The 25,827-nt window shown below is 60.8% G+C and carries 22 protein-coding genes and 1 pseudogene; 12 read left to right on the top strand and 11 right to left on the bottom strand.

Annotation, left to right across the window (positions count from 1 at the left end):
• Nucleotides 1–206 precede the first annotated feature (206 nt).
• The 8 genes from CO731_RS12970 to CO731_RS12935 are packed head-to-tail and all read left to right on the top strand — an operon-like array spanning nucleotide 207 to nucleotide 6,868.
• On the top strand, nucleotides 207–1,352 hold the full coding sequence (locus tag CO731_RS12970) for an alpha/beta fold hydrolase (protein ID WP_108607453.1): 1,146 nt from the start codon (nucleotides 207–209) through the stop codon (nucleotides 1,350–1,352).
• Complete coding sequence (locus CO731_RS12965) at nucleotides 1,349–1,867, top strand: Na+/H+ antiporter subunit E (RefSeq protein ID WP_108607452.1); 519 nt, start codon at nucleotides 1,349–1,351, stop codon at nucleotides 1,865–1,867. Before CO731_RS12970 ends, CO731_RS12965 begins: the two co-directional genes overlap by 4 nt.
• 1 nt (nucleotide 1,868) lies before the next feature.
• The gene (locus CO731_RS12960) at nucleotides 1,869–2,120 is read left to right on the top strand and encodes a monovalent cation/H+ antiporter complex subunit F (protein WP_245439860.1); all 252 of its coding nucleotides are present in this window, start codon (nucleotides 1,869–1,871) and stop codon (nucleotides 2,118–2,120) included.
• A 2-nt stretch (nucleotides 2,121–2,122) separates the two neighbouring features.
• A complete protein-coding gene (locus CO731_RS12955; RefSeq protein WP_108607450.1) occupies nucleotides 2,123–2,365 on the top strand; it encodes a hydrogenase subunit MbhD domain-containing protein in 243 nt (80 codons plus the stop codon).
• Between the two features lie 2 nt (nucleotides 2,366–2,367).
• Nucleotides 2,368–2,709 (top strand): monovalent cation/H(+) antiporter subunit G, encoded by a 342-nt coding sequence (gene mnhG / locus CO731_RS12950; protein ID WP_108607449.1) that lies wholly within the window; start codon nucleotides 2,368–2,370, stop codon nucleotides 2,707–2,709.
• Nucleotides 2,706–3,395, top strand: a complete 690-nt coding sequence (gene mbhE, locus CO731_RS12945; protein ID WP_108607448.1) for a hydrogen gas-evolving membrane-bound hydrogenase subunit E — start codon at nucleotides 2,706–2,708, stop codon at nucleotides 3,393–3,395. The genes mnhG and mbhE overlap by 4 nt, the downstream gene beginning before the upstream one ends.
• Before the next feature lie 15 nt (nucleotides 3,396–3,410).
• On the top strand, nucleotides 3,411–3,779 hold the full coding sequence (locus CO731_RS12940; RefSeq protein WP_108607447.1) for a cation:proton antiporter subunit C: 369 nt from the start codon (nucleotides 3,411–3,413) through the stop codon (nucleotides 3,777–3,779).
• Entirely contained in the window at nucleotides 3,773–6,868 is a 3,096-nt protein-coding gene (locus CO731_RS12935) for a proton-conducting transporter membrane subunit (protein ID WP_108607446.1), read from the top strand. The genes CO731_RS12940 and CO731_RS12935 overlap by 7 nt, the downstream gene beginning before the upstream one ends.
• 83 nt (nucleotides 6,869–6,951) lie before the next feature.
• Here CO731_RS12935 and CO731_RS12930 read toward each other — a convergent pair whose 3' ends face one another.
• The 3 genes from CO731_RS12930 to CO731_RS29325 form a co-directional block, all read right to left on the bottom strand.
• The gene (locus CO731_RS12930) at nucleotides 6,952–8,238 is read right to left on the bottom strand and encodes an alpha/beta hydrolase (RefSeq protein WP_108607445.1); all 1,287 of its coding nucleotides are present in this window, start codon (nucleotides 8,236–8,238) and stop codon (nucleotides 6,952–6,954) included.
• A 22-nt stretch (nucleotides 8,239–8,260) separates the two neighbouring features.
• Nucleotides 8,261–8,923 carry an alpha/beta hydrolase gene (locus CO731_RS12925; protein WP_245439770.1) on the bottom strand — a complete coding sequence of 221 codons (663 nt, stop codon included), beginning with the start codon at nucleotides 8,921–8,923 and terminating at the stop codon, nucleotides 8,261–8,263.
• A 132-nt stretch (nucleotides 8,924–9,055) separates the two neighbouring features.
• Entirely contained in the window at nucleotides 9,056–9,367 is a 312-nt protein-coding gene (locus tag CO731_RS29325; protein WP_108607443.1) for a hypothetical protein, read from the bottom strand.
• A 342-nt stretch (nucleotides 9,368–9,709) separates the two neighbouring features.
• Between CO731_RS29325 and CO731_RS12915 the strand changes: the two genes are divergently transcribed.
• Together CO731_RS12915 and CO731_RS12910 are read left to right on the top strand one after the other, a co-directional pair.
• Nucleotides 9,710–10,009 carry a hypothetical protein gene (locus CO731_RS12915; RefSeq protein WP_108607442.1) on the top strand — a complete coding sequence of 100 codons (300 nt, stop codon included), beginning with the start codon at nucleotides 9,710–9,712 and terminating at the stop codon, nucleotides 10,007–10,009.
• Between the two features lie 79 nt (nucleotides 10,010–10,088).
• Complete coding sequence (locus CO731_RS12910) at nucleotides 10,089–11,285, top strand: succinylglutamate desuccinylase/aspartoacylase family protein (RefSeq protein ID WP_108607441.1); 1,197 nt, start codon at nucleotides 10,089–10,091, stop codon at nucleotides 11,283–11,285.
• A 271-nt stretch (nucleotides 11,286–11,556) separates the two neighbouring features.
• On the opposite strand, the gene CO731_RS12905 is transcribed toward CO731_RS12910, so the two are convergent.
• The 5 genes and pseudogenes from CO731_RS12905 to CO731_RS29555 all read right to left on the bottom strand — a co-directional run bounded on the left by CO731_RS12905 (nucleotide 11,557) and on the right by CO731_RS29555 (nucleotide 19,825).
• Nucleotides 11,557–12,906 (bottom strand): ammonium transporter, encoded by a 1,350-nt coding sequence (locus CO731_RS12905; RefSeq protein ID WP_108607440.1) that lies wholly within the window; start codon nucleotides 12,904–12,906, stop codon nucleotides 11,557–11,559.
• A gap of 1,106 nt (nucleotides 12,907–14,012) precedes the next feature.
• Nucleotides 14,013–14,250: pseudogene (locus CO731_RS12895) on the bottom strand (IS630 family transposase); the annotation flags it as partial.
• A 241-nt stretch (nucleotides 14,251–14,491) separates the two neighbouring features.
• Complete coding sequence (locus CO731_RS12890; protein ID WP_108607439.1) at nucleotides 14,492–15,400, bottom strand: ankyrin repeat domain-containing protein; 909 nt, start codon at nucleotides 15,398–15,400, stop codon at nucleotides 14,492–14,494.
• A gap of 563 nt (nucleotides 15,401–15,963) precedes the next feature.
• On the bottom strand, nucleotides 15,964–16,875 hold the full coding sequence (locus CO731_RS12885; protein ID WP_108607438.1) for a GNAT family N-acetyltransferase: 912 nt from the start codon (nucleotides 16,873–16,875) through the stop codon (nucleotides 15,964–15,966).
• A 331-nt stretch (nucleotides 16,876–17,206) separates the two neighbouring features.
• On the bottom strand, nucleotides 17,207–19,825 hold the full coding sequence (locus tag CO731_RS29555; RefSeq protein ID WP_275543124.1) for an autotransporter domain-containing protein: 2,619 nt from the start codon (nucleotides 19,823–19,825) through the stop codon (nucleotides 17,207–17,209).
• Between the two features lie 352 nt (nucleotides 19,826–20,177).
• On the opposite strand from CO731_RS29555, the gene CO731_RS12875 reads away from it, so the two are divergent.
• The gene (locus tag CO731_RS12875) at nucleotides 20,178–21,251 is read left to right on the top strand and encodes a helix-turn-helix domain-containing protein (RefSeq protein ID WP_159091633.1); all 1,074 of its coding nucleotides are present in this window, start codon (nucleotides 20,178–20,180) and stop codon (nucleotides 21,249–21,251) included.
• 224 nt (nucleotides 21,252–21,475) lie between these two features.
• Here CO731_RS12875 and CO731_RS29315 read toward each other — a convergent pair whose 3' ends face one another.
• Nucleotides 21,476–21,706, bottom strand: coding sequence for a DUF930 domain-containing protein (locus tag CO731_RS29315; RefSeq protein ID WP_245439835.1), 231 nt, complete (start codon nucleotides 21,704–21,706; stop codon nucleotides 21,476–21,478).
• Between the two features lie 704 nt (nucleotides 21,707–22,410).
• Between CO731_RS29315 and CO731_RS12865 the strand changes: the two genes are divergently transcribed.
• Nucleotides 22,411–23,592 (top strand): P1 family peptidase, encoded by a 1,182-nt coding sequence (locus tag CO731_RS12865; protein WP_108607435.1) that lies wholly within the window; start codon nucleotides 22,411–22,413, stop codon nucleotides 23,590–23,592.
• A gap of 156 nt (nucleotides 23,593–23,748) precedes the next feature.
• Here CO731_RS12865 and CO731_RS12860 read toward each other — a convergent pair whose 3' ends face one another.
• Together CO731_RS12860 and CO731_RS12855 are read right to left on the bottom strand one after the other, a co-directional pair.
• Nucleotides 23,749–24,603, bottom strand: a complete 855-nt coding sequence (locus tag CO731_RS12860) for a MurR/RpiR family transcriptional regulator (protein ID WP_108609815.1) — start codon at nucleotides 24,601–24,603, stop codon at nucleotides 23,749–23,751.
• A 57-nt stretch (nucleotides 24,604–24,660) separates the two neighbouring features.
• Nucleotides 24,661–25,638, bottom strand: coding sequence for a spermidine/putrescine ABC transporter substrate-binding protein (locus CO731_RS12855; RefSeq protein WP_245439768.1), 978 nt, complete (start codon nucleotides 25,636–25,638; stop codon nucleotides 24,661–24,663).
• Nucleotides 25,639–25,827: the final 189 nt, after the last annotated feature.

Here is a 25,827-nt window from a genome sequence, read left to right as displayed (position 1 = left end):
GTCGTCACCAATTTTTTTGGCCAGCGGCAGCCCCGACAAGTCCTTCCGCCATGACGGCAATCTAGCCCGAGCCCGGCGGCCATGTGATTGGCATGGAATCCCGAGGATATGCTTGGCGTCCCAATCGTTGGCCTCGGCCTGCTTCGCCGGTTGCCGCCACGCGGATTTGCTGCTTCTGATCGCGCGTAAGCTTGCTGGATCGAGGCATGTCGGCGAAGCGTCTGTTTTCCGTTCTGTTGATGGCAGTGCTGCTCGCCGGCTGCGGTGGCCCACGCGCCGTGCTTGGCCTTGGCGTGACGACCGACCAGGCCGCGTCCGCAGCGGTTGTGCCCGTCTACGTCGCCACCACACGCGCCCGATCCGACAACCTGTCGCTGCCCTATTCGGCCCAACGCTCGCAGACGCTCAATTTCGCAAAATTCGACGTCGGCATCCCCAGGAACCACGTCGCCGGCGACGTCGAAAAGACCGGCCGGACGCCTGATCCGGCCAGGCATTTCGTGGCCCAGAGCTACCAGCAGATCGCCAGCCGCAAACAGTTCGTCGCCCAGCTCGATGCCGCCCTGGCCCAGCGCCCGCCGCAAGAGCGCGAAATCTTCATCTTCGTGCACGGCTACAACAACAACTTCGCCGACAGCGTCTTCCGGGCCGCGCAGATCGCCCATGACTACAATGTCCGCGCGGTCACGCTGCATTATGCCTGGCCCTCGGGCGGTGCCTTGCCGCTCTATGTCTACGACCGCGACAGCACCGTGGTCGGCCGCGGCGGACTGGCGGAAACGATCGAGATCGCGGCGCAGACCAAGGCAAACCGGGTGATACTCGTCGGCCATTCGATGGGCGCCTATGTGGTCATGGAAGCGCTGCGAGAGCTGGCGCAGACCGGCCGCCGGCAAGCCCTCAAGCGCCTCGGCGGCGTGGTGCTGGCAGCGCCCGACATCGACATCGACGCCTTCCAGAGCCAGGTCCGCGACATTGGCGAACTGCCGATGCCCTTCGCCATCGTGGTATCACGTCGCGACCGGGCGCTCAGCATTTCCCGGCGCATCGCCGGCGGCCACCCGCGCGTCGGCAGCGGCTCCGACATTGCGCTGCTGCAGCAGAAACACATCACCGTGCTTGACGCGTCCGAGGTCGATGGCGGCTCGCACAACATTTTCGCCAGTTCGCCGACGCTGATCGCCTTTGCCGGGCAGAGTGGACTGTTGCGTCGCTTGATCGAAGGCGACGACGCCAGCGCCGGCGAGACGCTGCTGGCCGACGGTGGCTCGGCCATCGAAGGTGCCGCAGCACTCGTCATCTATCTGCCCAGCCGCATCCTCGGCGGCGTAGCACTTGCGGGTCGCCTATGAACGAACAGGCCCCGACCGATGGGAAAGGAATCCTTGGCCTGCCGGTGCTTTGGCTGCTGCTCTTCATCCTCTGGCTGATCGTCAACGCCTCGCTGGCTACGCCAATCCTCATCACCGGCGCCGTCATTTCCTTTGCCATCGCCTTGATCTTCGCGCGCCGCAGCAATGTCTGGCACATCGCTGTCACGCCGCGCAGCGCCTGGCACTTCCTTGCCTATACCAGCGTCTTCTTCACCGAGCTGGTGAAGGCCAATCTCAACATGCTGCGCTATGTCTATTCGCCGCGCATCGACATCCACCCCGGCATCGTCAGGGTCCGCATTCGCTTGAAGTCGCCGATCGGTAGGCTGGCGCTGTCCAACTCGATCGCGCTGACACCCGGTTCGCTGGTCATGGACGTCAGGGGCGAGACGATGTTCGTCCACTGGCTCGACGTGAAGACGACCGACCCGGACCAGGCAACCGAAATGATCGTGGCTCCGTTCGAAAAGCACCTGGAGGCGGTGTTTGGCTGACATGCTGCTTCAGATTGCCGGCGTGCTGATCTTCTTCGCCATCGTCTTCGGCGTGGCAAGGCTGGTGATCGGCCGCACCGCAATCGACCGTGTCGTCGCCATCGACATGCTGACCGTGGTGTCGATCGCGCTGATCGCGCTCTACGCACATCTGTCAGGCCGCTTCGTCTATATCGACGTCGCCCTCGTCTACGGCCTGCTCAGCTTCCTCGCCGTACTCGCCATCGCCCGCTTCCTCGAAAAGGGGCCGTGACGATGCTCGAGCTGCTCGTCATCCTGATCTGCGGCAGCATCCTGGTCAGCGGCGTGCTGGCCGTCTGGCTCGACAACCTGACGGCAGCAATGGTGAGCGCAGGGCTGGCGAGCCTGTTTGCCGCAGTCTCCTATGTGCTTCTCGCCGCCCCTGATGTCGCCATGGCGGAAGCCGCAATCGGCTCAGGCCTGTCGACGCTCATCTTCCTCTATGCGATCCGCCGCACCGGCGGTGGGAGGGAGTGACCATGGAGCTGACCGGCAGCATCCTGGTGCTAACAGGCGCCTTCTTCCTGTTCTCAGCCGGGCTTGGCCTGCTGCGCATGCCCGACACCTTCACCCGCATCCAGGCCGGCACCAAGGCCTCGACACTGGGCAACATTCTGGTGCTCGCCGGGCTCGGCTTCTATCACCCGGACTGGGCGCTCAAGCTGCTGGTCGTTGCCTATTTCGTGCTGATGACCAACCCGCTCTCGTCGCATGCGCTGTCGCGAGCGGCGCACGCCATCCGCACGCCGATGGCGCCGTCGACCATGGTCGATGCGCTGCGCGAGGAAGACGACCGGCAGGGCAACGGGGACGTGTCATGAAGACGGCCTTTTCCCTGCTCGCAGTGCTTTTGTTCGGGGCGGTCTTCGCCGGCATCGTCGGCGGCTATGCCGAACGCGAAAGCGTGTCCGCGCTCGCGGAACAGTATCTGGCCTTGGTGCCGCGCGAGCTCGGAGCGCCCAATGTCGTCACAGGCATCCTGATCACCTATCGCGGCTTCGACACGCTCGGCGAAGTGGCGGTGCTGTTCATGGTCGCCGCCGGCGTCGGCGTGCTGTTGGGCGGCAAGGATACCGCGACGGCTTCAGAACCCGGTAGGGAGCCGCGTCGCCCGAGCGAACTCGTCGGCAACGGCGCCGAGATCATCCTGCCGCTGATCTTCCTGTTCGGCGCCTATGTCATCAAGAACGGCCACCTCTCGGCCGGCGGCGGCTTCCAGGGCGGTGCGGTGGTCGCCTCCGGAACCATGCTTCTGATGCTCGCCTTGCCGGCAACGAAGCTCAACCACGGCTTCCTCAGCGTGACGGAATCGCTTGCCGGCGTCGTCTATGTCGGCATCGGCATCCTCGGGCTGGTGTTTGCCGCCGGCTTCCTCGACAGCCACATCCTGCCTTTGGGTGAATTCGGCACGCTGATCAGCGCCGGCGCCATTCCGGTCATTTCGGCGCTGCTGGGCGTCAAGGTCGGCGCCGAACTGAGCGTCATCATCGACCGTTTTCGCAACTGAACGCAGGAAGACGCCATGGGCCTGCCTGTCTCCACGCTTCTCATGACCACCGGCTTCCTGCTGGTGCTAATAGGCATGTGGGGTATCCTGCGCCACCGCAACATCCTGCGCATCATCATCGGCTTCGGCCTGTTCGACACCGGGCTGCACATCGTCATGGTGGCGACCGGCTACATCACCGGCGGCACGGCGCCGATCATCGACACCGCACTTGGGATCGAGCAGGCGACCACGCGGGCGGTCGATCCAGTACCTTCGGCCCTGGTCGTGACCGCCATCGTCATCGGCTTTTCGGTCACCGCCATCATGCTGGCCTTCGCCATCCGCATCCACGACGCCAGGAAGACTCTGTCCATCGACGCGCTGACGGAGTCCAAATGGTAGAGGCGCTGTTCCAGCCGCTGAACATCTTCCTGCTCGGCCTCGGCGGCGGCTTCCTCATTCCCCTGCTCTACCGCATCGCCAAGCCGTTGCCGGCACTGGCCTTCATCACAGCCCTCTGCGGCATCGCCGCCGTCTCCGGCGTCAATTTCTGGGCGCTGCGCAACGGCCAGCCAGCCATCGAGGTTTATACCGCAGGTGCTACGCCGCCGATCTCCATCAACCTGCGCTTCGGCGCATGGGAGGGCTTCTTCACCTTCTGCGTCAACATCGCAGCGCTGCTCGGCGCCTGGCAGCTGTGGCCACGGCTGCGCGACAGTTACGCAGCACTGCTGCTCTACCTGATCCTCGTCATGGGCATCAACGGCATGGTGATGACCCGCGACCTGTTCAATCTGTTCGTCTTCCTGGAGATCGTGTCGATCGCGACCTATGGTCTGCTCGGGCTCGAGCGCGGCCCGGCAGCGCTCGCCGCAAGCTTCAAATACATCATGGCGACGGTGATCGCCTCGTCGTTCCTGCTGCTCGGCTCGGTGCTGCTCTACCATGTCACCGGCACGCTCAACATCGACGAGCTGATCGCACGCCGTGAACTCATCGCCGGGCCGATCGGCACCACGGCGCTGATCTTCATCCTGGCTTGCCTGATCCTCGAACTGAAGCCGTTCCCGGCCAATGGCTGGGGCCTCGACGTCTACGAGACGGCACCCGCAGGCATTGCCGCGCTGGTATCGGTCGGCGTTTCGGCCGGCGTGTTCTTTGCGCTGCTCAAGCTCCTGCCGCTGTTCGAAAACCACCTCTCGCTGATCGCGGTGGCGGGTGGCGCCACCTTCCTGTTTTCCAATCTCGTCGGGCTCAAGCAGACCAACGTCCAGCGCATGCTCGGCTACTCCTCTATCGCCCAGATGGGGCTGATGATGCTGGCGCTGGCCTTGCTGCAGAAGCAGGGTGCCGCCGCCTCCATGCCGCTGGTCATCGGCGGCCTGTTCGCCAACCATCTCTTCGCCAAGGCCGGGCTGTTCTGGCTCGCCGGTGCGGTGCAGAGAACGGAAGTCGCAGGCTGGTCGACTATCGCAGGGCGGCCTTTTGTGCTGCTCGTCTTTGCACTTCTGCTTGTCGCCATTGCCGGCCTGCCGCCCTTCCCCGGCTTCTGGGCCAAGTGGGAGCTGGTCATGCAGCTTTCCGGCGCCCAGCTCTATGTCTGGATCGCCCTGATCCTGCTCGGCTCGCTGCTGGAGGCCGCCTATATGTTCGGCTGGTTCAAGCAGGCGACGCGGGCCATGCCCGGCGATCTGCCGGTATCCTTCACGGCGCGTGACCTGCTGCCGGCCGCAGGCGGTGCAGTGCTGCTGGCCATCGGCAGCTATCATGCGGCCCAACTCGCCGGTGCCGCCTCGCTCTGGCTGTTTTCGCCGCTCATCATCGGCATCGTGCTTTACGCGCTCGACTGGCTGCCGGGGCGCGTCAAATGCTGCCTGATGCTGTTGGCCGTGCTCGGCGTGGGCAACTGGCTGATATCTGAAACAACAGGCATGTCAGGGCTTTTTGCTACAGTGCTCTTGGGCGGCGGCCTGGTGGTGGCCTCGGCCGCGCTCTACAGGCAAGATTCCCGCCCCGGCTATTATCCGCTGATGGCGGTGCTCTTGCTTTCGATCGCTACGATGATGCGGGCGCAAACCAGCCTGGAGTTTTTCTTCTCCTGGGAACTGATCACGTTGTCGTCCTACTTCATGATCGCGCAGGGCAGGCATGCCCATCCCCATGCCCTGCCCTTCCTGTTGTTCTCGCTGACTTCAGCCTTTTGCCTGCTCGCCGGCTTTGCGCTCGCCGATGCGGCCAACGGCACCTCGCTGCTGCAGGCGTTCCGGACAGGCGGGACGGATGCTGCGTCCGCCTTTGCCCTGCTGGCGCTCGGCTTCCTCATCAAGGCCGGTGCGATCGGCTTCCATGTCTGGCTGCCCGGCGCCTATGCCGAGGCCGACGACGACCTCTCGGCAATGCTGTCGTCGGTGGTCAGCAAGGTCGCCATCTTCGGCCTGTTCATGGTCACCTATCTCGCCATCGGCTCGCAGGTCGGGCTGGAGCTTGCCCATCTCATGGGCTGGATCGGCATGCTGACGACGGTGATCGGCGCCGCCCTCGCCTTCAGGCAGGACGACGTCAAGCGGCTGCTCGCCTATTCGAGCATGAGCCAGCTCGGCTACATCATCACGGCAATCGCGCTGATGAGCCATCTCGGCTGGGTGACGGCACTTTACCTCGTCGCCAACCATCTGATGGTCAAGGGCATCCTGTTCCTGGCTGTCGCAGGCGTGATCCTGCGTTGCGGCACACGCCGGCTCGAAGAACTCGGCGGCCTCGCCCGCCGGATGCCCGTGACCTTTGTCGTTGCGGTCGTCGCCCTCGTGTCGATGTCGGGCCTGCCCCCGCTCGCCGGCTTCGGCGGCAAATGGCTTTTGCTCAGCGCCATGGTCGACAAGGGCTGGTACGGGCTGGCGGCAGCAGGCATCCTGGCGACGCTCATCGGCCTGCTCTACATGTTCCGCCTCGCCCACGCGTTGTTTCTCGCGCCGCCGCAGGCCGCCGCCGTCCACGTCCGCGAAGCTCCGATGCAGCTTCTCCTGCCCCAAATCGTGCTTGTCGGGGCGATCCTCGTCCTGTCTTTCCAGCCCAAGCTGTTCATGGACCCGGTTTCGACTGCCATCGACCCCTATTTCGCCTCAACACTGGTCTGGGAGGGCATGTCGCTCGAAACGATCTACGGCTACTGGAACCCGGTTCCCGTCATGGCCGCCTCGATTGCCGGCGCCGGCGTTCTATTCCTGATCGGATGGACCGTTTACCGCCTCGACCAGGGCCGCACTGCGGCCAAGGGTATCGCCGAATTCTATCGCTACTACATCAAGATCTCGCAACCCTGGTCGGCGCCGCTGGCAACGAGGGCCTGGGAGAGTATCGCACGCCTTGGCACTGTCTCAGCCGAAGCAACGCGCAGGGTCTACACTGGCGACGGCCAGATGTATGTTCTCGTGGCACTCTTTTACGTGCTGTTTCTGCTGTCGGCCAATTTCATTGCTGGACATGCGGGCTAACTCGATTCCAGCAAGGCACGAGTGAGCTCCCGTCCAGAATTGCGTCAGCAACGCAAACAAGCGTTATTGTGGCTCATACCGGGTCAGCCGCCGGTTCCGGGGGAGATTTTTGCTTGCTGACGTAGCCGCGACACGACATGGGCAAGTTGATCGGGATAATCTGGCGTGAAGGTCCAGTAGTGAACCCCGGAGGCAGCTGCCGCGTCCATCAGGCCGCGCTCGCCGGGAGCCAGGTCATACAGCAGCGTGATAAGCACGTCGCTGCTGACCCAAGGGTCGTCATACCAGAATGAATGCGAGGTTCGGGACAGGCCGGGAATGTTTTCCGGCCTCACCCGAAGCAGTTCGAGGCCGTCGGCTCGTGCGCTTTGCAGAAGCCAGTTCGTGTCATCCGCATCAAGTTCTTCCATATCAGGCCTGCCGGCGCGCGATGCACGGTTTATTACCTGCGATAGCCTGAGCGCGCTGTCGTTGAGATTGGCCGAAACAGTGACGCGTTCGGCCACGTCCGCGTAATCGCGCATGTCGGCCACGAAGCGTCTAAAATCGGCGTCCGGGGCGGCGTGATAAACCTCGCCGATACGCACCGGTTCGGCGTCCGGCTGCTTTGCCTTGCGCCCCGCCAATGCCAGGGCGTCGCTCCCGACCGTGCCGCCGGCGCTGTAGGTCAACACGTCGACCTTGTCAGCAATGGTGTGCTGCGACAGGAGTTCGACCAGCTTGGCAAGCTGGGGAGCCGCGCCAAAAGCGGTCACCATATCTCTCGGGTATCTCAGGAAATTTTCGGCCGTCGGCCAGGCGAATAGAACAACCACGGAGGTCCGGCCTGTGAAATGGCGGAGCTGCGCTGCCTGTCCCGCCGCACGTTCAACGGTGGTGTTGGCACCGTGGACATAGACAATGACATCGCGATCCTGGCTGGCGGCCAACGCTTGGTCGATCTTGTCGAACCAGGCCATCGCTGCGGGTGAAGGCGGCTGATCCGGCTCAATCGCCGCCTGCTCATTCAGATTGCTGAGATGGAGGAATGGCCGCCGGTCGTCGCTTGCACCGGTCGACCAGGCATAGATCCTGTCCCAGGTTGTACCTTCCTCGCCGATTCTGACCGTCGCCTCCCCGAGCTGCAGATCCCTGCCCGGGACGACTGCATAGAGGCGATCGTTGCGCGGTCCGACGGGAAGCCGGTTGGTAGCGTAGAAAAGGGCGATCTCCGGGTCTGACTTGTGCTCCGGATTGGTGGTGAAGGGGCTTGAAAGGCCGCCGAGGAAAACGATCGGGGTAGGCATAAGGCGCATGGGCGGCTGGTAAAAGGATATGGCTATGGTCGCTCCGGCGACGACAAGGCAGAAGATTGCGAGATAGCGGAACATCAATCCCTCTCAGCCGGAGTGGTCAGTTCCTCAACAAGCGCCGAAACAGCTCGCGCATGGTCAGGTGGTGGTCGAAATGTCCATCGCGCAGGAAGTTCAGAACCTGCACGATGACCAATGGATTGTTCATCATGAATGTATGGGACGTCGGCAACACGATATGGTCAGCCATGCCTTCGAGCTTGGTGCTCTCGACCGAAACCTTGCCGTCATTGGGGCCGCTGAACAATTGGAAGAACGCGGGGTTGTTCGATCTGTCGCCGGCTATGATGCCGAGATTGAAATCCGCCGGCCCGAGAGTGTTGAGAATGCTGCCCGGATTGGTGCCAAGTTGCCGGCCTGCCGGTCCGGTGAGCATCTGCAAGATTGCGAGATCGCCGAATGCGTCGATGATCTCGGAGCCGCCATTTGGCGGACCCAGCATGACCACGCGGCCGAGATTTCCAGGTCTATGCTGCTGCAGCCAGGCCCGGACTAGGATTCCGCCGAGCGAATGCGTCACGAAATGGATGTTCCCAGACTTCCCACATCTGGCCACCGACTTGTCGACATGCGCGATCAGCTTTTCGACGGGAGCATTCAGGGACGGATAGCCATCATTCACCACCTTGAAGTCATTGGCCTCCAGGGCCTCCTCGATCAGGAGCAGAGATGGGGCCGAACGCCCAAGGCCATGAAGCAGCACCACGCAATCCTGCGCCGACGCACCAGACCAAAACAGAGACAACATCAATGCAAGCAAACAGCGCATGACCGTAAACAGAACCGTTTGCGGAAGTTGACAGGCCGCCGATCCTCTAGGTGGTCGACAAAGCGTCTACCGGCAAGGTGCGAGATAAGTTACCGGCCTGCCGTAGCGGTCGACCATCGGTCGTCCACGGCTGTCGACCCGCTGGAAACGGCACTGGCCCGGAGCGGTCCCGGCGCCAATCATGGCACCCGCCACGCCCCCGATTGCGGCACCCGCGACCGTTGCCCCGGTATTGCCGCCGATCGCCTGGCCAACCAGTGCCCCGCCTGTTGCGCCAATAGCGGCTCCGCCGAGTGCACGTTCCTGGGGCGTATTGCACGCGCTCGTAGCCAGCGCGATCACAAGGAGAGCCGCAACCTCACTCAATGTTCGTATCATCGATCGATTCCTCCACAACCGTGCACCATGCCGATTGCATGGCACCGACGACAATGCTGCCATTGCTTTAGTCGATTGAACCGTCGAAGTGATTGGCTGAGCGTCCCAATGCTATGCTCTGCGCCTCAATCGTAGCGTTTCGCGCGGTCCGCTGCCTCGCTGAAACGATCGAGTCGACTGTGCTCCATTTGGTGGGCGCCCATGGACGACCAAGGTTGGCGCAGAGTCCAGATACTATGCCTCACGTCCCAAAGACGCTGGCAGGCAAGGACAGCTTGTTGACAACAGGTTCGTGGAGGAACTGACATCGGGCAGATGTCGTTTGTGTAATCGAGGTTCGTCATGAAACGTTTGCTGGCTCTGGGTCTTGCGATCGGCCTTGCAATGCCGCTGGCGGCACCCACTCCCGCTCAGGCGGTAACCGTCAACATCACAATTGGAACCAGCCTGAATCACGGCCGGGCCATTTCTTGCAGCCAAGGCCAAAGGCTACTTCAGAACAGAGGCTTCCGCGATGTCCGACGCATAGACTGCCGCGGCAGGATTTTCATCTACCATGCTCGGCGTGGCAACAGCAGGTTTGAGATCGCGCTGAGCTCACGCACCGGGCGTGTGGTGGATGTTCGACGCATTCGCAGGTGATCCATTTTCCACGTTGCTGTCAGAAATCCTGGATGCGGGCCCTGCGCGGTGGTCTTGTGATGAAACACGGAGGCTTCCCATGACAATTGGCAATGACCAGAGTGTCGATCGTCGCGGCTTCATGATCGGATCCGTCGCAACCGTTGGTGCGGCAGCCGCACTCGTGACCGGAACTGCCCAAGCGCAATCTGGATCGACATCTGCCGGCTTGTCGGCCGCTGATGGAAAAGGCACCGTTTTCACGGGTGATACCATCGGCGGAAAACCGGTCATCAGTTCGCTCGATGTCGCCGACCTCGAGCCAGGCAAGAAGCACAGCTTCTATTTCCAAGGCGTGCAAATGCCGACGGGACAGCACTGGTATGTCTCGGTCATCGTAGCCAAGGGAAGTGCTTCCGGAAAAAGGCTGGGGCTGATCAGCGGGGTGCATGGCGATGAAATGAGCCCCGTCCACACAGTGCAGACTGTGATGAATGGATTGGATCCGACCTCGATGTCGGGGACGGTGATCGCGGTATTCGATGTCTCTCGTCCCGCCCTTGAGGGAATGGCTCGGAGATGGCCGAGTTCCGGACGCGGTATCGACCTGGTCGACATCAATCGCCAGTTCCCTGGCGACGAGAACGCCCCCGACGCACCGTCGCGACATGCCGGTCTGCTGTTCAACAGGCTGTTGCGGTCAAATCTCGACTACGCAATCGACTTCCATACAGCAGCTACTGGCATGGACATGACCGCATTTCATCTCGCGCGGATGGATTTGCCGGAGGTCCGCGCCATGGCGGAGTTGTACCCGATCGACCAGATCTTCGACAACGCTGCTGAGCCCGGCCTCTTGGCCAACGCCCTCATCGATGCCGGCATTCCTGCATTCACTCCGGAGATCGGTCGCCCCCGGATCCTCGACCACGACATGATCGCGCTGTTTGTTGAGGGGACGACCAACGTCCTCAAACATCATGGCATCGTATCGGGACCGATTGGCAGGACGAGCAAGGACTCCAATGTCTTTGTCGCGGACGGGATGATGCCTATCATTGCAACGCATGGCGGCTTTGTTGAGTTGTTGGTTGGCCTCAACGAAGCTGTTCAGGCCGGACAAAAACTTGCTGTCCAGCGAAACACATTCGGTGAAATTGTTGCCGAGTACAACGCTCCCCGGAGCGGTGAGGTTGGCGCGAGGCGTACCGACGCGACCGCTGAGCCAGGGACTCCAATCGTGTTCATGATCTTCGATAGCGCAAGCCCAGTCGGCGGCGATGCACTGGTTGAATGAGCACAGCCAATTGGCGGCTTGTGCACCGCCCTTGCAGCGCCAAACAGTCCGCCAGGATACCTCCATTTCAAAAGGCTCTCCATCTGGTGCGCGGGCAGCGAGCGCGAATACACTAAAATGACAATCTAGCTAGCGCACCTTCCAAGACAGGAACCGGGCGGCCAATGCCTTCCACCGGCCACCTGCGGCATACCCGGTGGAACATGGGTTCCTGTCCGGGATGATGCTGCGCGCCGGTGCCGCGACGTGAGCCGCGGCACCGGCGCTTCGCTCAGCTCTTGCTTTCGTTCTCGAGGCCCCAGAACAGCTTGTCCAGCCCTTCCGCCTGCGCATCCTCCGGCACCCGCAGCCCGGTCGTGGCCTTGAGCACCACCGACAGGATCAGCCCGGTCAGTATCCCGGCGCCAAGGCAGAGCGCGAAGCCCGCAAGTTGCATCAGCACGCTGATTTGACCGTGCTGGAACGCATACGCGCCTTCGGTGACGCCGAAGTAGCCGCCCCTCGGCGTGCCCGACTTGACCAGCCCGACCATGATGAGCGCATAGAAGCCCGCGCCGATAAACAGCGGGAAGAGCTTGTGCTCGTCGATCTGACGCTTCGATGTGAAGTTGTAGACGATCCAGGCTGCAATCGGCGCCCCGAGCGAGACCAGGAACATCTGCCAGGGCAGGTAGACGTCGAAGCCTGGCGCGCCCGAAACGTACCCGGCAAGCGGGCCGAGCAGCAGATAGATGTAGTTCTTCGTACGGTAGGAGATGATTGCGCCGGTGATGGCGCCACCCGCCCAGGAGATGCCGTAGTTGTTGAAGGCAATGCCCACGCTGGTGTTGGCCATGGTCACCGAAACCGCATAGGTCTCGGGGTCGAAAAAGAACAGGCAGGACAGAATGACCATCGGCAGGCCTGCGAAGATCGTGATCAGGCCGGTTGCGGCGAGCCCGATCGAAGGTGCCTTGTAGGACGGCACTTTCGGGTGAGGCGCAAACATGCCCGGGCGCTTGCCCAGTTGCGGCACCAGGACCATCGCGATGCCCGTCGGGAAGATATACACGAACCCGATGCCGAAGAAGTCGTGGAAGCCGGCGTTCGTCAGCGGGCCGACCGACCCCCAGACCGCCCAGCTCAAGACCGAGGAGACCACGGTGGCCACGACGCAGGTGATGTAGAAGGCGGAAGCCTTCATGCGCTCCGACACCGCGAAATGGAGCAGGACGTTCACGATACCTGCGAAACAGGCAAGGAAGAAGATGAAGATCTGGAACGTATTGAGCCCGGGCCAGACCGCCGGATCGACAGTTTGTGCGTGCGCGTTCGACAGCGCCCCGAAGAACCACCAATCCTTGAGCGAATCCATCATGGTTCCGCCAGACATGATGTAATATTGCCCCGCCCAGAAGCCGAAGCCGATGATGAAGTAGGTCGCAAACCCGATGAAGAAGCCCACCATCTTCTCGATCGTGGAATTGTAGAGATTGGCGCTTCGCGTGGTACCCGCATCGATCATCAGAAGACCTGCGACCACGGTCAGCGCGCCCACCGTACCTGAAGCGTAGACCAGATTCTGGACAAGCTGGGTGAGCGTCACCTGTCCCGCAAAAAATGCTGTTGTCGTTCCTTCCATATATTCATCCCCTCTGATGCCGGCTGCCCCTGTCCCCGGCTTTTCTTGTGGCTTTCCTCGCCCCAACTAGGTGGAGGCTTGGACGTTACCCAAGGGCAAGTGGGTCGGACTACTTTGTTTTGGGGCGAAGATTAAATCAAGAGAGTGAAACTATTTTCCTGCCAGGGAAAATCGTCAGGCGATGAAAACCGCCTGGTATCAAAGGATGAGGTTGCACAAACCGGATCCGGCTCCGGCCATTTCGCCTCGCCACACCTCAGGCCGGCGAATGGCGACTTCGGCGCGCATTTCGATCTTCCGCCCAGTACATGCAGAAGTCTTGAGCGCTCGCATATGGCCGCTTGCGCGTCTCAGGGAGCGAGCCATGCCGCCTGCCTTGCGTGTCCGAGAAACCGACATCAGGCCGGACCGCATATGATACCTTGACGGTCGACCTATGGTCCCAATCCTACTGCTTCTGCGAAATATGCCGAAATGCGGCCACTGCCGCGCAATCGAAGTTGGCGAGATCCACGGGGGCAGCGCTGCTTGGCCTCAACGGTCTCGGCCAACACAGGCGTCCAAGGCCAGGCACAACACCAGTATGGCTCGCAAATCAGGCCCGGCCGAATGGACGGACGAGATCTAGGACTTCGCGCGGTTTGAGGAATTTTTCCTCCGACTCCTTTCGTGCAGGCACTTCGCCTAAACTAGTGCGCCAGCTTGGAGGACTATCATGTGGAGAGAACTATCGATCGCAGCAATCAGCGTCCTGACGCTTGCAGGCTTCGACCATCCCCCGTCAGACGCGGCGATCGGTGCAGGCAACCCCTATCCCGTCAGTGACTATAAGTGCGAGGACGGCACGCGCTTGACAGTGCGCCTCCTCGGTGACCACGCCTCGGTATCCATCAACGGAGCGACCGCGATCGATTTGCCCGCCATGGGACCAGACGGAACAACCTACTCGAATGGTCAGCAGACGATGACCATAGTACAGGGACACCTATCGTGGAGCGTTGGAAGAGCAGTGCCATCCGCTTGTATCGGCGGTTGAGTGACTAGTCTCGCTGCATGGAAATTAGGATCGTCACCCAATGCGACGGTTGGTGCTTAGATCGGTTCGTGTTGGTCTTGATCCAGGTCTCGTCGATGAAAACCAGCCGCTTCGGATCGAGGCGCCGTTGCCACAGCCTCCAGCGCCGGTGTCTGAAGGGCGATGTCGGCGCGCCCCTGCTCAACGGCGAGCAGCGCTTTTTTAAAGCTGAGCCCCTTGCGCCGCAGAAACTGCCAGACGGCGTTATGGGAAGCCGTCACGCCGCGCGCCGCCAGATCGTCCTTCAGCCGGTGCAGCATTAGTACCGCCGCGGCGCGCCATACCGCCGCCAGTGAAACGCTTCGTTGCAAGGCCCGCCGGCGGATTAGACTCGAAAAATTCAACTAGAAAAACGTCGTGAGGCGCAAATAGCCGGACAATGCCCCCTCCATCCCGGCTACGCCGTCATACTAATTTCGGAACGAACCTCGAAATCCGTGAGCGGGTTCCATGCCAGCGCGACTTTAGCGAGCTAATTTGCGAATCACAGTGCCCGCCAGACAGGAACAATCAATTGTCGGGAAGCGGCAACGGTGTGTCACTCAAAGTCCGCAGGTAAGCGATGAGGTCTGCTCGCTGCTTCTCGTCCTGCAGGCCCGGGAAAGTCATATCTGTTCCAGGCAACGTGAGTGCGGGGTTTGAGATAAAAAAGTTGAGTTCCTCAAAGGTCCAATTGCCACCAGCGTCCTTTAGAACTGATGAATAGCGGACATCGCTTTGTGAACCCTGCGGCCGACCTACGATGCCCCACAGATTGGCTCGTCCGGGAATCTGGACCCCCGGCGCTGAAAGATGACAAGCCCCGCACGTTTTGTCGAAGAGTTCTTTGCCGGATTGAGCGTTTGCCAATGCTAGTCGAGTCGAAATCGGCGCAATGGCCGGTCGTACGGCGCCATGACTACGCAAGTAGGCCACGACGTCGTCGTGACCACTTAGCTTGGCCAAATGTATGGGCGGACTTCCATTCGATGTCAGTGCATTAACATCTGCTCCAGCATCCACAAGATGGATGACACACTGAAGGCAGCCATTCTCGGCAGCCACGTGCAGCGGGGTCTGCGATTTCGCCAACTGATTTGGATGGGCCCCATTATTGAGTAGCAGCTTCACGATGTCAGCGTACCCACCCTTGTTGGCGGCGTAGAGTGGCGTTCTTTGCCAACTGACAGGCAAGTTAACGTCCGCCCCACGACTGATCAGAAGTTTTGCTAACTCGGCATTTCCATTTTCGCAGGCGATATAGAGCGCCGTAACACCGTCAATTTCATTGATAGCGGCGCCTTTGTCCAAGGCGGATGTCACCGCTGCGACGTCGCCATTCCGGACAAAATCACCTAAGTTGCTCGCTTGGGCGGGCAGTGCAAGAAGCCAAAGGACCCATGTAGCCCTTATCACCCAAATGCGCCCCCGCTTGATCATTGTATCCTCCCTGACGAGAGTTCCATGACGGGTTTATCCTAGAACAAGGGCTTGCTGGCGACAACGCCCCGCACCGGCGGAAGAGATCTTAGATACTTGGTCAGTGACCACTCTGGGGCCGTTACCGGACGTTCCGATTTTAGGTATTGAGGTCCGATAGCTGCCGTTTTGCAGCCGACCCATTTCAGACATCGAAGCGCTAAGCCCGCCCGGCTGAAAGCTGCCACGCGCGAAGTCACAACACCGAGGCTGATGACCCGGCTCAGCGCTCCGTGAGCGACAAACCGTAATTTGCTCCCTTGCAGTGGTGCTTAACCTACTGTGACCGGAAAATCATTGCCTGCGACCGATGTGGGGCCGGTGAACGAATCCGCTGCGGGGGAGTGCCGGGAATCGGGGACACGCCTTGGTCGAATCAACGATCGGGGCCGCAGCGGGCAGGCCTTAAGCCTTTCGGGGTTCGGCTCCTCCTTCGAAGAACTTTGCGTAACCGGAAGCCCCGCCCGTCTGTCCTGCTTGTCAGGCTGCTGACGAACTCGACAAGCAGGTTTGCCACAGTGCAACTAGAGATGAAAATCACCGGACGATTCCGGTTGGTAGATCACCCTTTCGATCAGGATACGTCGCGTACGATCTGTAACCCTCCAGTCGATGGCATCGCCTTCCTGATAGCCCAGGATCGCGGCGCCGACGTCGGAGAGGACCGATAGTTTGCCAGAGCGTTCGTCGGCGTCTTGCGGATAGACAAGAGCCACTTCCTTTTGTTCATCGTCAAGCTGCAGCACGACCCTGGAATTCATTGTCACGACATCGCGCGCGACGTGCTGAGGATCAACGACGATGGCTCTCTCGATCTCGTGTTCAAGCTCGACAATTGCCGCCCCTTGTTCGAACTCAATCAGGCTCTGGAGCCGTGCTTTGTCGATCTCCGTGACGTAGATGTCGGTAGATTTTGCCATGGCGCCTTCGCGCAGGAGTTGGAGATACCGGCCAGAGGTCATGGACAGGGAATTGAGCGTTGGTGTTTCGAGTTTAACAAGAAAACCGCAGCGTTCAAAACCCTTCAGCGAGCGCGTATTGTTCGGGTGAATTTTGGCGATGACGCTCTCGGCTCGCATGTCGAGGAAGGCGAGCTTCAAACCTTCGCGGATGGTGCTGGCGCCAAGTCCGCGCCCCCAGTTGTCATGGTCTCCGACGACCAAGACTATTTCACACTCAGCGCCTGTCTTGACCAGACGGACGAAGCCGATCGGGATATCGTTTCGGTCGTAAGCCATAAAGAAGCGGCCGCCCTGATTGAACAGATGTGTCAGGATCGGCATCTGAGCTCGGTCGACGGCCTGTGCGATGAATCGAGACACACTGCGGGAATCGGGCAAGTAGCGAGTGACGCGTTCATCTTCTAACCAGTCCATCAGGATCAGTGCGTGTGTCCGAGTGATTTCTGGACGCAACGAAACAAAAGGCTTGTTCATCTTCGCTACCTTGGTCGCAAGAATGAAAGCCTGTCACAGTCGCTGCCGTGCTGGTTCTTTCGGATCAACGTTGAAAATTGGAAGGCCAATCTAGCAAAGATCCAGCGGTGAAGGCCAGCGGAGAAGCGTATGAGTGAGGGCATGCCGCAGTCGAAGCGGCGCGGCCCCCTGAGAGGGTTCCTGAACGGGACCGGCAGGAAATCACCCCCTACCGTCAGCTTGGGCGGAAACGATTCGTTCCGGCAGGATGGGGCCGATGCCGGACCGTCCGCTTGCGGCAGAATTGGGCAAAAAGCCGACCTTTCATTTGGGCGTAGTCCGATCGCATTGTTCACCACGCATAGCGCAGCACGCCCTTGCCCGAATATGACCTCGTCACGTTGGAGAACTCACCCTCGAAGCTTGCCGCCGCCGACCAGCCGTTCAGCCATCTCTTCTCAACCGCAGCGGTTATCAAAGCGGAATCGGGCGCCATGGCAGCTCCATTCACGACGAAACTGGCGCCGGGCAGCGTTTGGAAGGTTGCGGTCAGGCTCCGGTCCGGATTGAAGTTATGTGCCCAGGCAAGGCGCCCGCGCAACGTTAAGACGCCATCGGCCATGTCAAACGACTTGTCCATGCGCAGGCCGAGTTCGGCGCGCGTGTCGGTCACGCTTCTACTTTCGTAGGACAGAGCGAAGGTGTTTGAGCCGCCGACCGTCTGCTCGGCATAGGAGGGCATGTCGAAGGCGGTGAACTGGCCAGCCGCGTAAGGCGTGAAGCCAACGCCGCCGACGTCAAGGCGGTAGCCGCCCTCAAGGCGCCCGGACCAGGCATTGGCGTCGAACTCGGCGCGCAGGTGATCGGTGCCGGATACTGTCAGGAACCGGTCCGTCGTAAAATCCTGCCGGCCATAAGCGAGCGCGCCCGTCAGATAGGCGGCCCCGGCATTGTGTCGGAAAAAGGCGCCGGCCTGGAACAGGTCGGAGCTGCCGCTGCCGAGGCCGGCGACGCTGAAGCTGGTGCTGCCGCCGGCCAGCGCAAAGCCGGCGACGGTGTCGGGAGACAGGCTGTAGTCGGCGCCGACTGCAAAGCCGTAGAGGCTGGTCCGGGTATCGTTCGACCCCACCGAGGCATTGCCGTCGGTCAATTGCGAGCCGCCATACCCGGCTACCCATGTGCGCCAGGGCTGTTCCACGGGCAGGTGGGGCGAGGCGTTGGCGGACAGGGCCGCATCGGCATTGCGCTTGCCTGGTCCCCCGCCATCTTCGGCATAGGCTAGGCCGGCCGGGACTTTGGTGTCGGCATCATTGTCGCCGCCGACCGGAACGCCCCGCCCGGTGATGAACGGATCCGTGATCACCCCAACAAACTGGTCCATGGCATAGAACGTCGCCTGCTGCGCGCCGGTGCCGATCTCGCCGGAAAGCTGTGTCAATCCGGCCGGTGTCAGCCCGCCGAATACCATCGGGATGCTGCCATTGGTGTCGAAGAAATCGACGATGGCGTCGCCGACATTCCGCTGGTTGTCGGAAAGTCCTGTCCCGGTCGGCGGAACGAAGCTCAACTCGAGGTCGAGATAGGCCCGCGTGGTGTCGTAGCTCAGTGAGGTGTGGAAGCCCGACGGCAGGTTGCCGTTGTTGGTCGTGGGATTGAACGTGCCGGTGATGCTGCCTGCGGTCAGGATCGTGTATTGCTTGGCGACATAGCTGCCGCTCGCAAAAAGCGGGGCGACGGTGGCGCCGCCTAGCGACGCGTTGCCGGTGACATTGGCGTAAGAGGAGGAGGCAGGATCGACGACCACCGCATAGAAGGCGCCCGGCTGCATCGTCAGGCTCGACAGGGTCATTGACGTTCCCGGCAGGCCGTGACCCGACGCAAATACGCCGCCTGCGCTTACAGTGGTAGCGCCGGCGAAACCGATGCCACCCAGAATGCCGCCGTTTTCGACGGAGGTCAGGGATGACGACGCGATCGAGCCATCCACCACAAGCGTTCCGTCGCTTACAGTGGTCGCACCCGTATAGGTGCTTGTTCCTGTAAGTATCAGAGTGGCGATGCCGGCTTTTGTCACCGATCCGCTGCCGGTGATGGTCTGGTCCAGGGTCGAGCCCGTTGGCTGATCGAAGGTGAGCGAGCCGGTGACCGAGATACGGCCGGTGATTCCGGACGTCGAGTTGGCCAAGGTGAGGAAATTGTCCCCGCCGGTGAAGACGATGGCGTCGGCACGTGTCCCGCCGTCACCGCTCAGGCCTCCCGAGATGATACCGCGATTGGTGACGGTCAAATTGGCGCCGACCAGGCCCGCGCCGCCCAGACCGGGTGGAGATCCTCCACTGCCGCCTCCGCTTGCCCCGCCATTGCCTCCAGCCACCGTGCTGTCGATGGTGATCATGACCCCGCCAAGGCTGGTGAGCAGCAGCCCGGTTCCGCCGCTCCCGCCACTACCGCCGAATTGGGCGGAGCCTCCGTCGCCGCCATCACCTCCGGTCACCGCCGCGCCAACCGTCCCGAGGTTGCCCGAGCCGGTCGCCACGGCACCAAAACCGCCCGCACCGCCGCCCCCGCCGCCACTGACACCCCCTCCTCCCGTGCCGCCATTGCCTCCGGCGCCTCCGGTCGAAATGGCGGCGGGAAGGATGGCGCCGACAGAGCCATGGGCGCCGCCGCCGCCGCCGCCGCCGGAACGTTCCCAGAATGATCCGGCGGCGCCGTTGCCGCCATCCGCTCCGGCCGACGGCCCCCCAGCGCCGCCCGTCCCGCCAAGGCCGGCGCTGCCATTGCCGCCGCTGCCACCCACGGCACCAGCGCCACCGCCGCCACCGCCGCCGCCGATTCCACCCGGTCCGTCTGCGCCCGTGCCGCCGGGGCCGGTCGCGCTGTCGGCTCCGCCTGCACTGTTAAAGATCCCCCCCGTGCCACCACCCGCGATCGCCGGGGCGGCACAGATCGTTGTACCTGCGAGAAGCAACAGGGCGACACTTCGCGTGACGCTTCCCCGAACGAAAGTCTGACACCTATGCGGACCGATGCAGGCTCGTCGAGGGTCCCAAAGGCCCAGCTGCGACCGGCCGAGTGGCACATCCGGCAACAGCGACGACGCGAGTTCAGCTCGCACGCCTGCCGTTTTCGATTCGTGATCCATCATCCGCCCCCCTGCCAACAGCTGGACATTTTGCGGAAGCACTGCGGCCCGCAAGGGTGGGCAAAACGATTGAGACGATATGTCGAGAAAATGAGATGCTCGGCAAAATCAGGCCCGGCTTGCGCGCTCACAAGCGCGCAGCTACGTTCGCGCTGAGGGCTGGATGGAGGGGATGCCATTGGACAAGCCGGCGGCGGAATCGCACGGCAAAAGGCCATCGTCCCGCCTGGACATCTCGGTCAGTCCGGGAAACGCGCGTGATTTCGATCTCCTGCGTATTGGCCTGTCTCCCCTCTACGAGATGGATGCTCCCGATACTTCGGCGCGGGCCTCGTTTGCAGCCGGAATGACGAGTTATCATTTCGCCGATATCGGCATTGCCAACAGCTGGGGGGCCGCCACCAACTTCGAACGGACTCCCCTGACCATCGCCCGCGGCGGGCTCGACAACATCTGCCTGCTGCTCTACGCGCAAGGTGGCTGCGGCCTGACCAGCGAGGGTCATTCGGCCGAGGTCCATCCCGGCGACGTGTGCTTTCTCGACATGACCCGGCAGAGCACGTTAAGCGCTACGCGCTACCGGAATCTCTCCCTGGTGCTGCCTCGCGCCTTGCTTGACCCGCTGGTCGCCGACATCGACGGTTTGCACGGCCGCATCCTGCAGAGGTCAACGTCACTCAACGCGATGCTGGCGAGCCATCTGCGCGCCCTGTTCAACGAGGCCCCCATACTGGCTTCCAAGGACGCGGGCGCTGCCGCTCACGGCACCGCGGCGCTCGTCGCGTCATTCGCCGGTGCATCGGCGACTGGCCGGGAGATGATCGAGCAGGCTTCCTCCAGCGCGTCCCTGCAAACCGCGCGCCGACTGATCGAAGCGAACCTGCGGGAGCCGGACCTGGGTCCGGAATTCGTATGCCAGCGGCTCGGCATGTCGCGTGCCAAACTCTACCGGCTGTTCGAGCCGATCGGCGGCGTTGGCGCGTATATCCAGCAACGGCGTTTGACGCGCGCCTACCACGCGCTGACCGACCCGGCGCAGGCAAACGTCTATATCGGCCTCGTTGCCTCGCAATGCGGCTTCGGCAATGCCTCGGTCTTCAGCCGCGCTTTTCGCCAGGCTTTCGGCATATCGCCGACCGACCTGCGGGCCAACCATCGGCGCGTGGATGCGGACGACACCGGCCTCTCCGGCGATAACGCCTTCACGACCATGAGGCGGCAGCTGCTCGGAATGGGCTCGCGCCACAGATAGCCGGGCGGCGGAGCCGCGCTACGTGCATAGAGTGCTGGCAGCCTTGGGGCCGCGAGCGGAACGGCAGCTTTGCGGGGTTAAGATGGTAGGAGCCGACATCCAAGTTGGAACACTTCACCATTGCTGGACCAATGCCGGCAGGAGGATTCCAACCGATCCCTTCTCCTAAATTCCCAAATGGCGGCCTCATAGCCAAGATCGGGATCCACTTTTTGGGCCAACCTCTAGTCGTCTGCAGGGAGCCCTAGACGCGCCCATTGGTCGCGCGCGATCGTAGCTCCGACGCGGAAGGACAACGACAGGATTGTCGTCGCGTCGGTATCGACCTCGCATCGGAAGCTCAGAGCGTGCCATGCACTTCGTGTACGGAAAGCAGCCTCCGGGACGTCAAGAACATTGCCCGCTTCAGCGGAACAAGTGGTACCAGGTCGGGGGAATAAGAAGCGTCGAGCAATTGCTTCTGCAACGCGCTGGCGCAGAGTTTGGCGGCTCGCTCGTCGCGAGGCACACCAGCCATTGAGGTCGTGGCCGCCGCGTCGCCGGTAGCACCTTGCGATGGGAGCCTTCGAACACCCGGCAATCCCGAATAGGGCGATGTGGCAACATCCACATTCTTGGGGTTTGGCCCCCTGGTGCTCCCGTTTCCGGGTTTCGAGACTTTCGCAAGGCTGGGCTTCAGCGCACTCGCGGGTCTGGGCTGCGGCGCCTTGGCCAAGGCGGGAAGCACTATCTCACCGTCGTTGCCGGCAGCACCCAACGGCATTGATGCCATGGCTGTTTGCTTGTCAGCACCGTCCGCCAGGCCCCCCTTGTTTATCGGCCTCCTGTTTGCCTCGGCTCGTGAAGAGAACCTTACCTCAAAAATGTTACGAAAATAACTCTTGTATATAATGGATATCTGAATACCATTATTTCTAAGTCATCCACTGAAGAGACAACGAGAAAGAACGGATAGAGAAAACGGATTTGCCACGGCAGAAATAACTGCCAAGATAGCAGTTGTTTCTGACTGCTTGATATAAATCAGATACTGTATCACATCTTTATTGAGATTTTTAAATATTATCACGTCAAACCTCTGCAAAAGTCAGAAAATATCGCAAACCGAGGCATTACGTAACGTCCTAGAAGCGAAAAACTACCAAGGAGGAGGTTGAAAATGAATAGGCTGAGCAGCATCATTGCAGTAGCCCTGTTGGGCTGCACTACTGTCGTTTCGGTTGACAGTGCCCCCGCAGCAGCCAAAGACCGTGCCCGCGACCTCGGAATTCCGTTCGTGGGCACACCCGGACCGAACAACGCTATTACCGACGTCGCCGGTGTCACAGTTGGCTATTCGACCATCATTGAGGGTAGTGGCAAGATCGAAGTTGGCAAAGGCCCTGTGCGAACCGGTGTGACGGCTATACTTCCGCGAGGTAAGAAATTCGGACCGAGTTTTGCGGGCTGGTATACGCTGAACGGCAATGGCGAGATGACCGGCACGACCTGGATCGACGAGAGTGGTTTCCTTGAAGGGCCCGTCATGATCACCAATACGCACAGTGTTGGTGTTGTGCGTGACGCGGTTATTTCGTGGGAGGCGGAGAACGATCTAGTCGGCCCTCACTTCCGAGATCTCTATTGGCGCCTGCCGGTTGTGGCCGAAACTTGGGACGGAATCTTAAATGATATCAATGGCATGCATGTGAAGAAAGAGCATGTCTATGCTGCACTCGATGGTGCTAAGAGCGGCCCGATCGACGAAGGCAATGTCGGTGGCGGTACAGGCATGAATCTGTTCAATTTCAAAGGCGGCACCGGTACTGCCTCCCGCAAGCTTACCGCCGAAGAGGGTGGCTATACGGTGGGCGTACTCGTTCAAGGTAATTTTGGATCCCGGGCTGACCTTACTATCGCCGGAGCTCCGGTAGGTAAGGAGATCGTCGATTTGCTGCCTGACGTCTCATGGAAACGTGGTGAGGGCGGCTCGATCATCGTCGTCGTGGCTACGGACGCCCCCTTGTTGCCACATCAACTCAAACGTATAGCGCGCCGAATTCCGCTCGGCCTCGCCAAGACGGGTGGTTATGGCGGCAACGGCAGCGGCGACATCTTCATCGCCTTCTCGACGGCAAACCCAGAGGCCTTCAACCAGGAAACCAACACCAAAGTAGAGATGGTCTCCAACGACAAGATTGGGCCGCTCTTTCACGCAACCGTTGATGGCACCGAAGAAGCAATCATCAATGCTATGGTCGCTGCGGAAACAATGAAGGGGCGCGATGACAATGTCTCCTTCGCCATTCCGCACGATCGCCTGAAGGAAGCTCTCAAGAAATACAACCGAATCAGTCAATGACGCCATTCGTCTCGCCGGGGTGCGCTCGGCGAGACAGTCTCCGCACCATTCTTCGAAAATTTCTTCACCACCAAGTCGCACTTAGGGGCTGCCCGGCGTGTTAAACGGCATCCATTACTAACTGCGTCAGCCCATCCTTCATGTCACAGGGCTAGTTTACTGCTCGAAATCGCCGAATATGTCCTGCAGGCGAGTGAGCATGTTTACTCGCTCGCCCACAGCCTCGCCAAGCACTACAATGACATTGCTCAGCATCAGATCCATGACAGCAGTCATGGTCGCTGCGCCATCCCAAAGCGGGCCATGGGAGCCCGGCACCACGAGACAAATGTCAGCTTCCTCCTTTCCCCAAGTACAAAACTCGTCTGTGAGGAGCACGACAATCACGCCTGCTTGGCGGGCCTCTACGGCTAGTGAGCGCGCCTTTGACGCAAATCGACGGACGTCGTGAAGGAATAGGAGGCGTCCCTGGACGGCTCCGTCTAGCAACTCTGCGTAGGTGCCATTGAGACCATCAACAAAACTTACCCGCGGCCGGGTGTAAGACAGTTGGCTTGCGAAATATTCCGCTATTCCGCGAACGTTCTGATAGGCAGCCACAAAAATCTCAGTGGCTCCGACAAGCGCATCAATTGCCTGCTGCCATTCAGCAGTTGTCGTAAGTTCGTAGACAAGGCTAAGATTCTCCGCCTGCTGTTGAATCAGTCCGGCGAGCAACTTACCTTCTTTTCTGTCCTGTTCGAGGCGCTCGACCTGGCCTTTTACCTGCCAAGCAGGATTTGAATTTCCCCGTCGTAGCTCCTCTTTCAACTGGTCAAGTCCATCGAATCCCATTCTTCGAAGGTAGCGGCCAACGGTCATGGGAGAAACGCCGAGACGTTGCGCTATGGATCGCGCCGACTCGAAAGGCAACTCGAACAGGTTGCGCTGAATATAGTTGGAGATCAGCTTATCGGACTTTGACCGCCTGAGGTCGTCGGACAGAACGAGCTTCAGAATGCGTTTCGACACGTCGCCCCTCTCTTCGAAAAACCCGCCCGTCCCAAGACGGGCGGGGATCAACCACATTCACTGGGCCGTCTTAACCCGCGTCCATACCCGGTCCACCTGACGCAGGGCCGGACCCAGGTCCTCGAATATCTGGAGACGATTCATTGTCTCGACCGGCGGGTTGATTTCCTTGCTATTCTTGATCTTTTCTACCGTCAATTGTCGCGCGGGCATATTGGCCGTGCCGTTGGTCTGCTGCGAAACGTTGAGGGCTACGACTTCCGGACGCGTGTAGAACTGGAGGAACTTGATGGCGTTTTCCTTGTTTGGCGCGCTCTTCAAAACACAGACATCCTCCTGGTACATGGTCGCGCCCTCCTCGGGTATCACGTAGCCAAGGTCCTTTTCGTTTCCGAAAACGTCGATCATGGCACCGACAAAGTACTGGCTGGCAGCGATCTCGCCGGACTGCACCATCGGCCGCGCGTCGTAGGTGAAAGCTGCAACGTCGGGCTTCATGGCGATGATCGTGTCGGCCGCCTGTTGGAGCTCGGCGGGGTCAGTCGAGTTGATCTTGTGTCCGTTGAGGATAAGGCCGACGGCCATCACCTCGCGCATGTCGTCGAGCAGGGTGAATTTCAGTCCCTTGGCCTTCACCGTCTCGATTAGATTCTTCCAGCCGGTGACGTCCTTGCCGAGGATCTTGCGGTTATAAAAAATGCCAACCGAGCCCCACGCATAGGGCAGACAATACTCGCCGTTCGGGTCGCTCTTGGCCCGCAGGAACAAGGGATCGATGTTCTTGAATCCCTCGTATTTGTTGATATCCGTCTTCTCCAGAAGATCTAGCTTGGCCATGATGTCCTGCATGTGCACGGACGGAAAGATAACGTCGTAACCTGACGCGCCGCCCTGGATTTTGGCCAACATTTCCTCATTGGAGGAATAGGTCGAGAGCTTGACCTTGATCTTGGTTTCCTCCTCGAACTTCTTCAGCACCTCCGGATTGATGTATTCGCCCCAATTGTAGATGTTGAGTTCGGCGGCATCCGCCATGCCTGTCGCCGCCAGAAGCGTGGCGAGCGAAAAGGCGGTTCGGCGCGTCCAGGCGCGAAAACCGGATAGACCGGCGTCATGTGATTTGAGCATCGGCAGTCTCCTCTGATGGTTCGGCCCCTCATGGCCGGGCGCTTTTTTTGCGCCATCTTTCCCGTCCCGGCTTCTTTCGACCGTTGACTTGGATAA

The organism is Aminobacter sp. MSH1, from assembly GCF_003071665.1.
In the GTDB taxonomy this organism is placed as follows: Bacteria; Pseudomonadota; Alphaproteobacteria; order Rhizobiales; family Rhizobiaceae; genus Aminobacter; species Aminobacter niigataensis.
The sequence above is the reverse complement of the archived record's forward strand: the minus strand, read 5'-3'. Positions and strand labels throughout refer to the sequence as shown.

Excerpts from the sequence above, each read along its gene's own strand:
- CO731_RS12955 (WP_108607450.1), top strand. The coding sequence starts at position 2,123 with ATGCTCGAGCTGCTCGTCATCCTGATCTGCGGCAGCATCCTGGTCAGC.
- CO731_RS12960 (WP_245439860.1), top strand. The coding sequence starts at position 1,869 with ATGCTGCTTCAGATTGCCGGCGTGCTGATCTTCTTCGCCATCGTCTTC.
- CO731_RS12910 (WP_108607441.1), top strand. The coding sequence starts at position 10,089 with ATGACAATTGGCAATGACCAGAGTGTCGATCGTCGCGGCTTCATGATC.
- mnhG (WP_108607449.1), top strand. The coding sequence starts at position 2,368 with ATGGAGCTGACCGGCAGCATCCTGGTGCTAACAGGCGCCTTCTTCCTG.
- CO731_RS12855 (WP_245439768.1), bottom strand. The coding sequence starts at position 25,638 with ATGGCGGATGCCGCCGAACTCAACATCTACAATTGGGGCGAATACATC.
- CO731_RS29325 (WP_108607443.1), bottom strand. The coding sequence starts at position 9,367 with ATGATACGAACATTGAGTGAGGTTGCGGCTCTCCTTGTGATCGCGCTG.
- CO731_RS12890 (WP_108607439.1), bottom strand. The coding sequence starts at position 15,400 with ATGATCAAGCGGGGGCGCATTTGGGTGATAAGGGCTACATGGGTCCTT.
- mbhE (WP_108607448.1), top strand. The coding sequence starts at position 2,706 with ATGAAGACGGCCTTTTCCCTGCTCGCAGTGCTTTTGTTCGGGGCGGTC.
- CO731_RS12970 (WP_108607453.1), top strand. The coding sequence starts at position 207 with ATGTCGGCGAAGCGTCTGTTTTCCGTTCTGTTGATGGCAGTGCTGCTC.
- CO731_RS12915 (WP_108607442.1), top strand. The coding sequence starts at position 9,710 with ATGAAACGTTTGCTGGCTCTGGGTCTTGCGATCGGCCTTGCAATGCCG.
- CO731_RS12885 (WP_108607438.1), bottom strand. The coding sequence starts at position 16,875 with ATGAACAAGCCTTTTGTTTCGTTGCGTCCAGAAATCACTCGGACACAC.
- CO731_RS12965 (WP_108607452.1), top strand. The coding sequence starts at position 1,349 with ATGAACGAACAGGCCCCGACCGATGGGAAAGGAATCCTTGGCCTGCCG.
- CO731_RS12930 (WP_108607445.1), bottom strand. The coding sequence starts at position 8,238 with ATGTTCCGCTATCTCGCAATCTTCTGCCTTGTCGTCGCCGGAGCGACC.
- CO731_RS12865 (WP_108607435.1), top strand. The coding sequence starts at position 22,411 with ATGAATAGGCTGAGCAGCATCATTGCAGTAGCCCTGTTGGGCTGCACT.
- CO731_RS12940 (WP_108607447.1), top strand. The coding sequence starts at position 3,411 with ATGGGCCTGCCTGTCTCCACGCTTCTCATGACCACCGGCTTCCTGCTG.
- CO731_RS12935 (WP_108607446.1), top strand. The coding sequence starts at position 3,773 with ATGGTAGAGGCGCTGTTCCAGCCGCTGAACATCTTCCTGCTCGGCCTC.
- CO731_RS12905 (WP_108607440.1), bottom strand. The coding sequence starts at position 12,906 with ATGGAAGGAACGACAACAGCATTTTTTGCGGGACAGGTGACGCTCACC.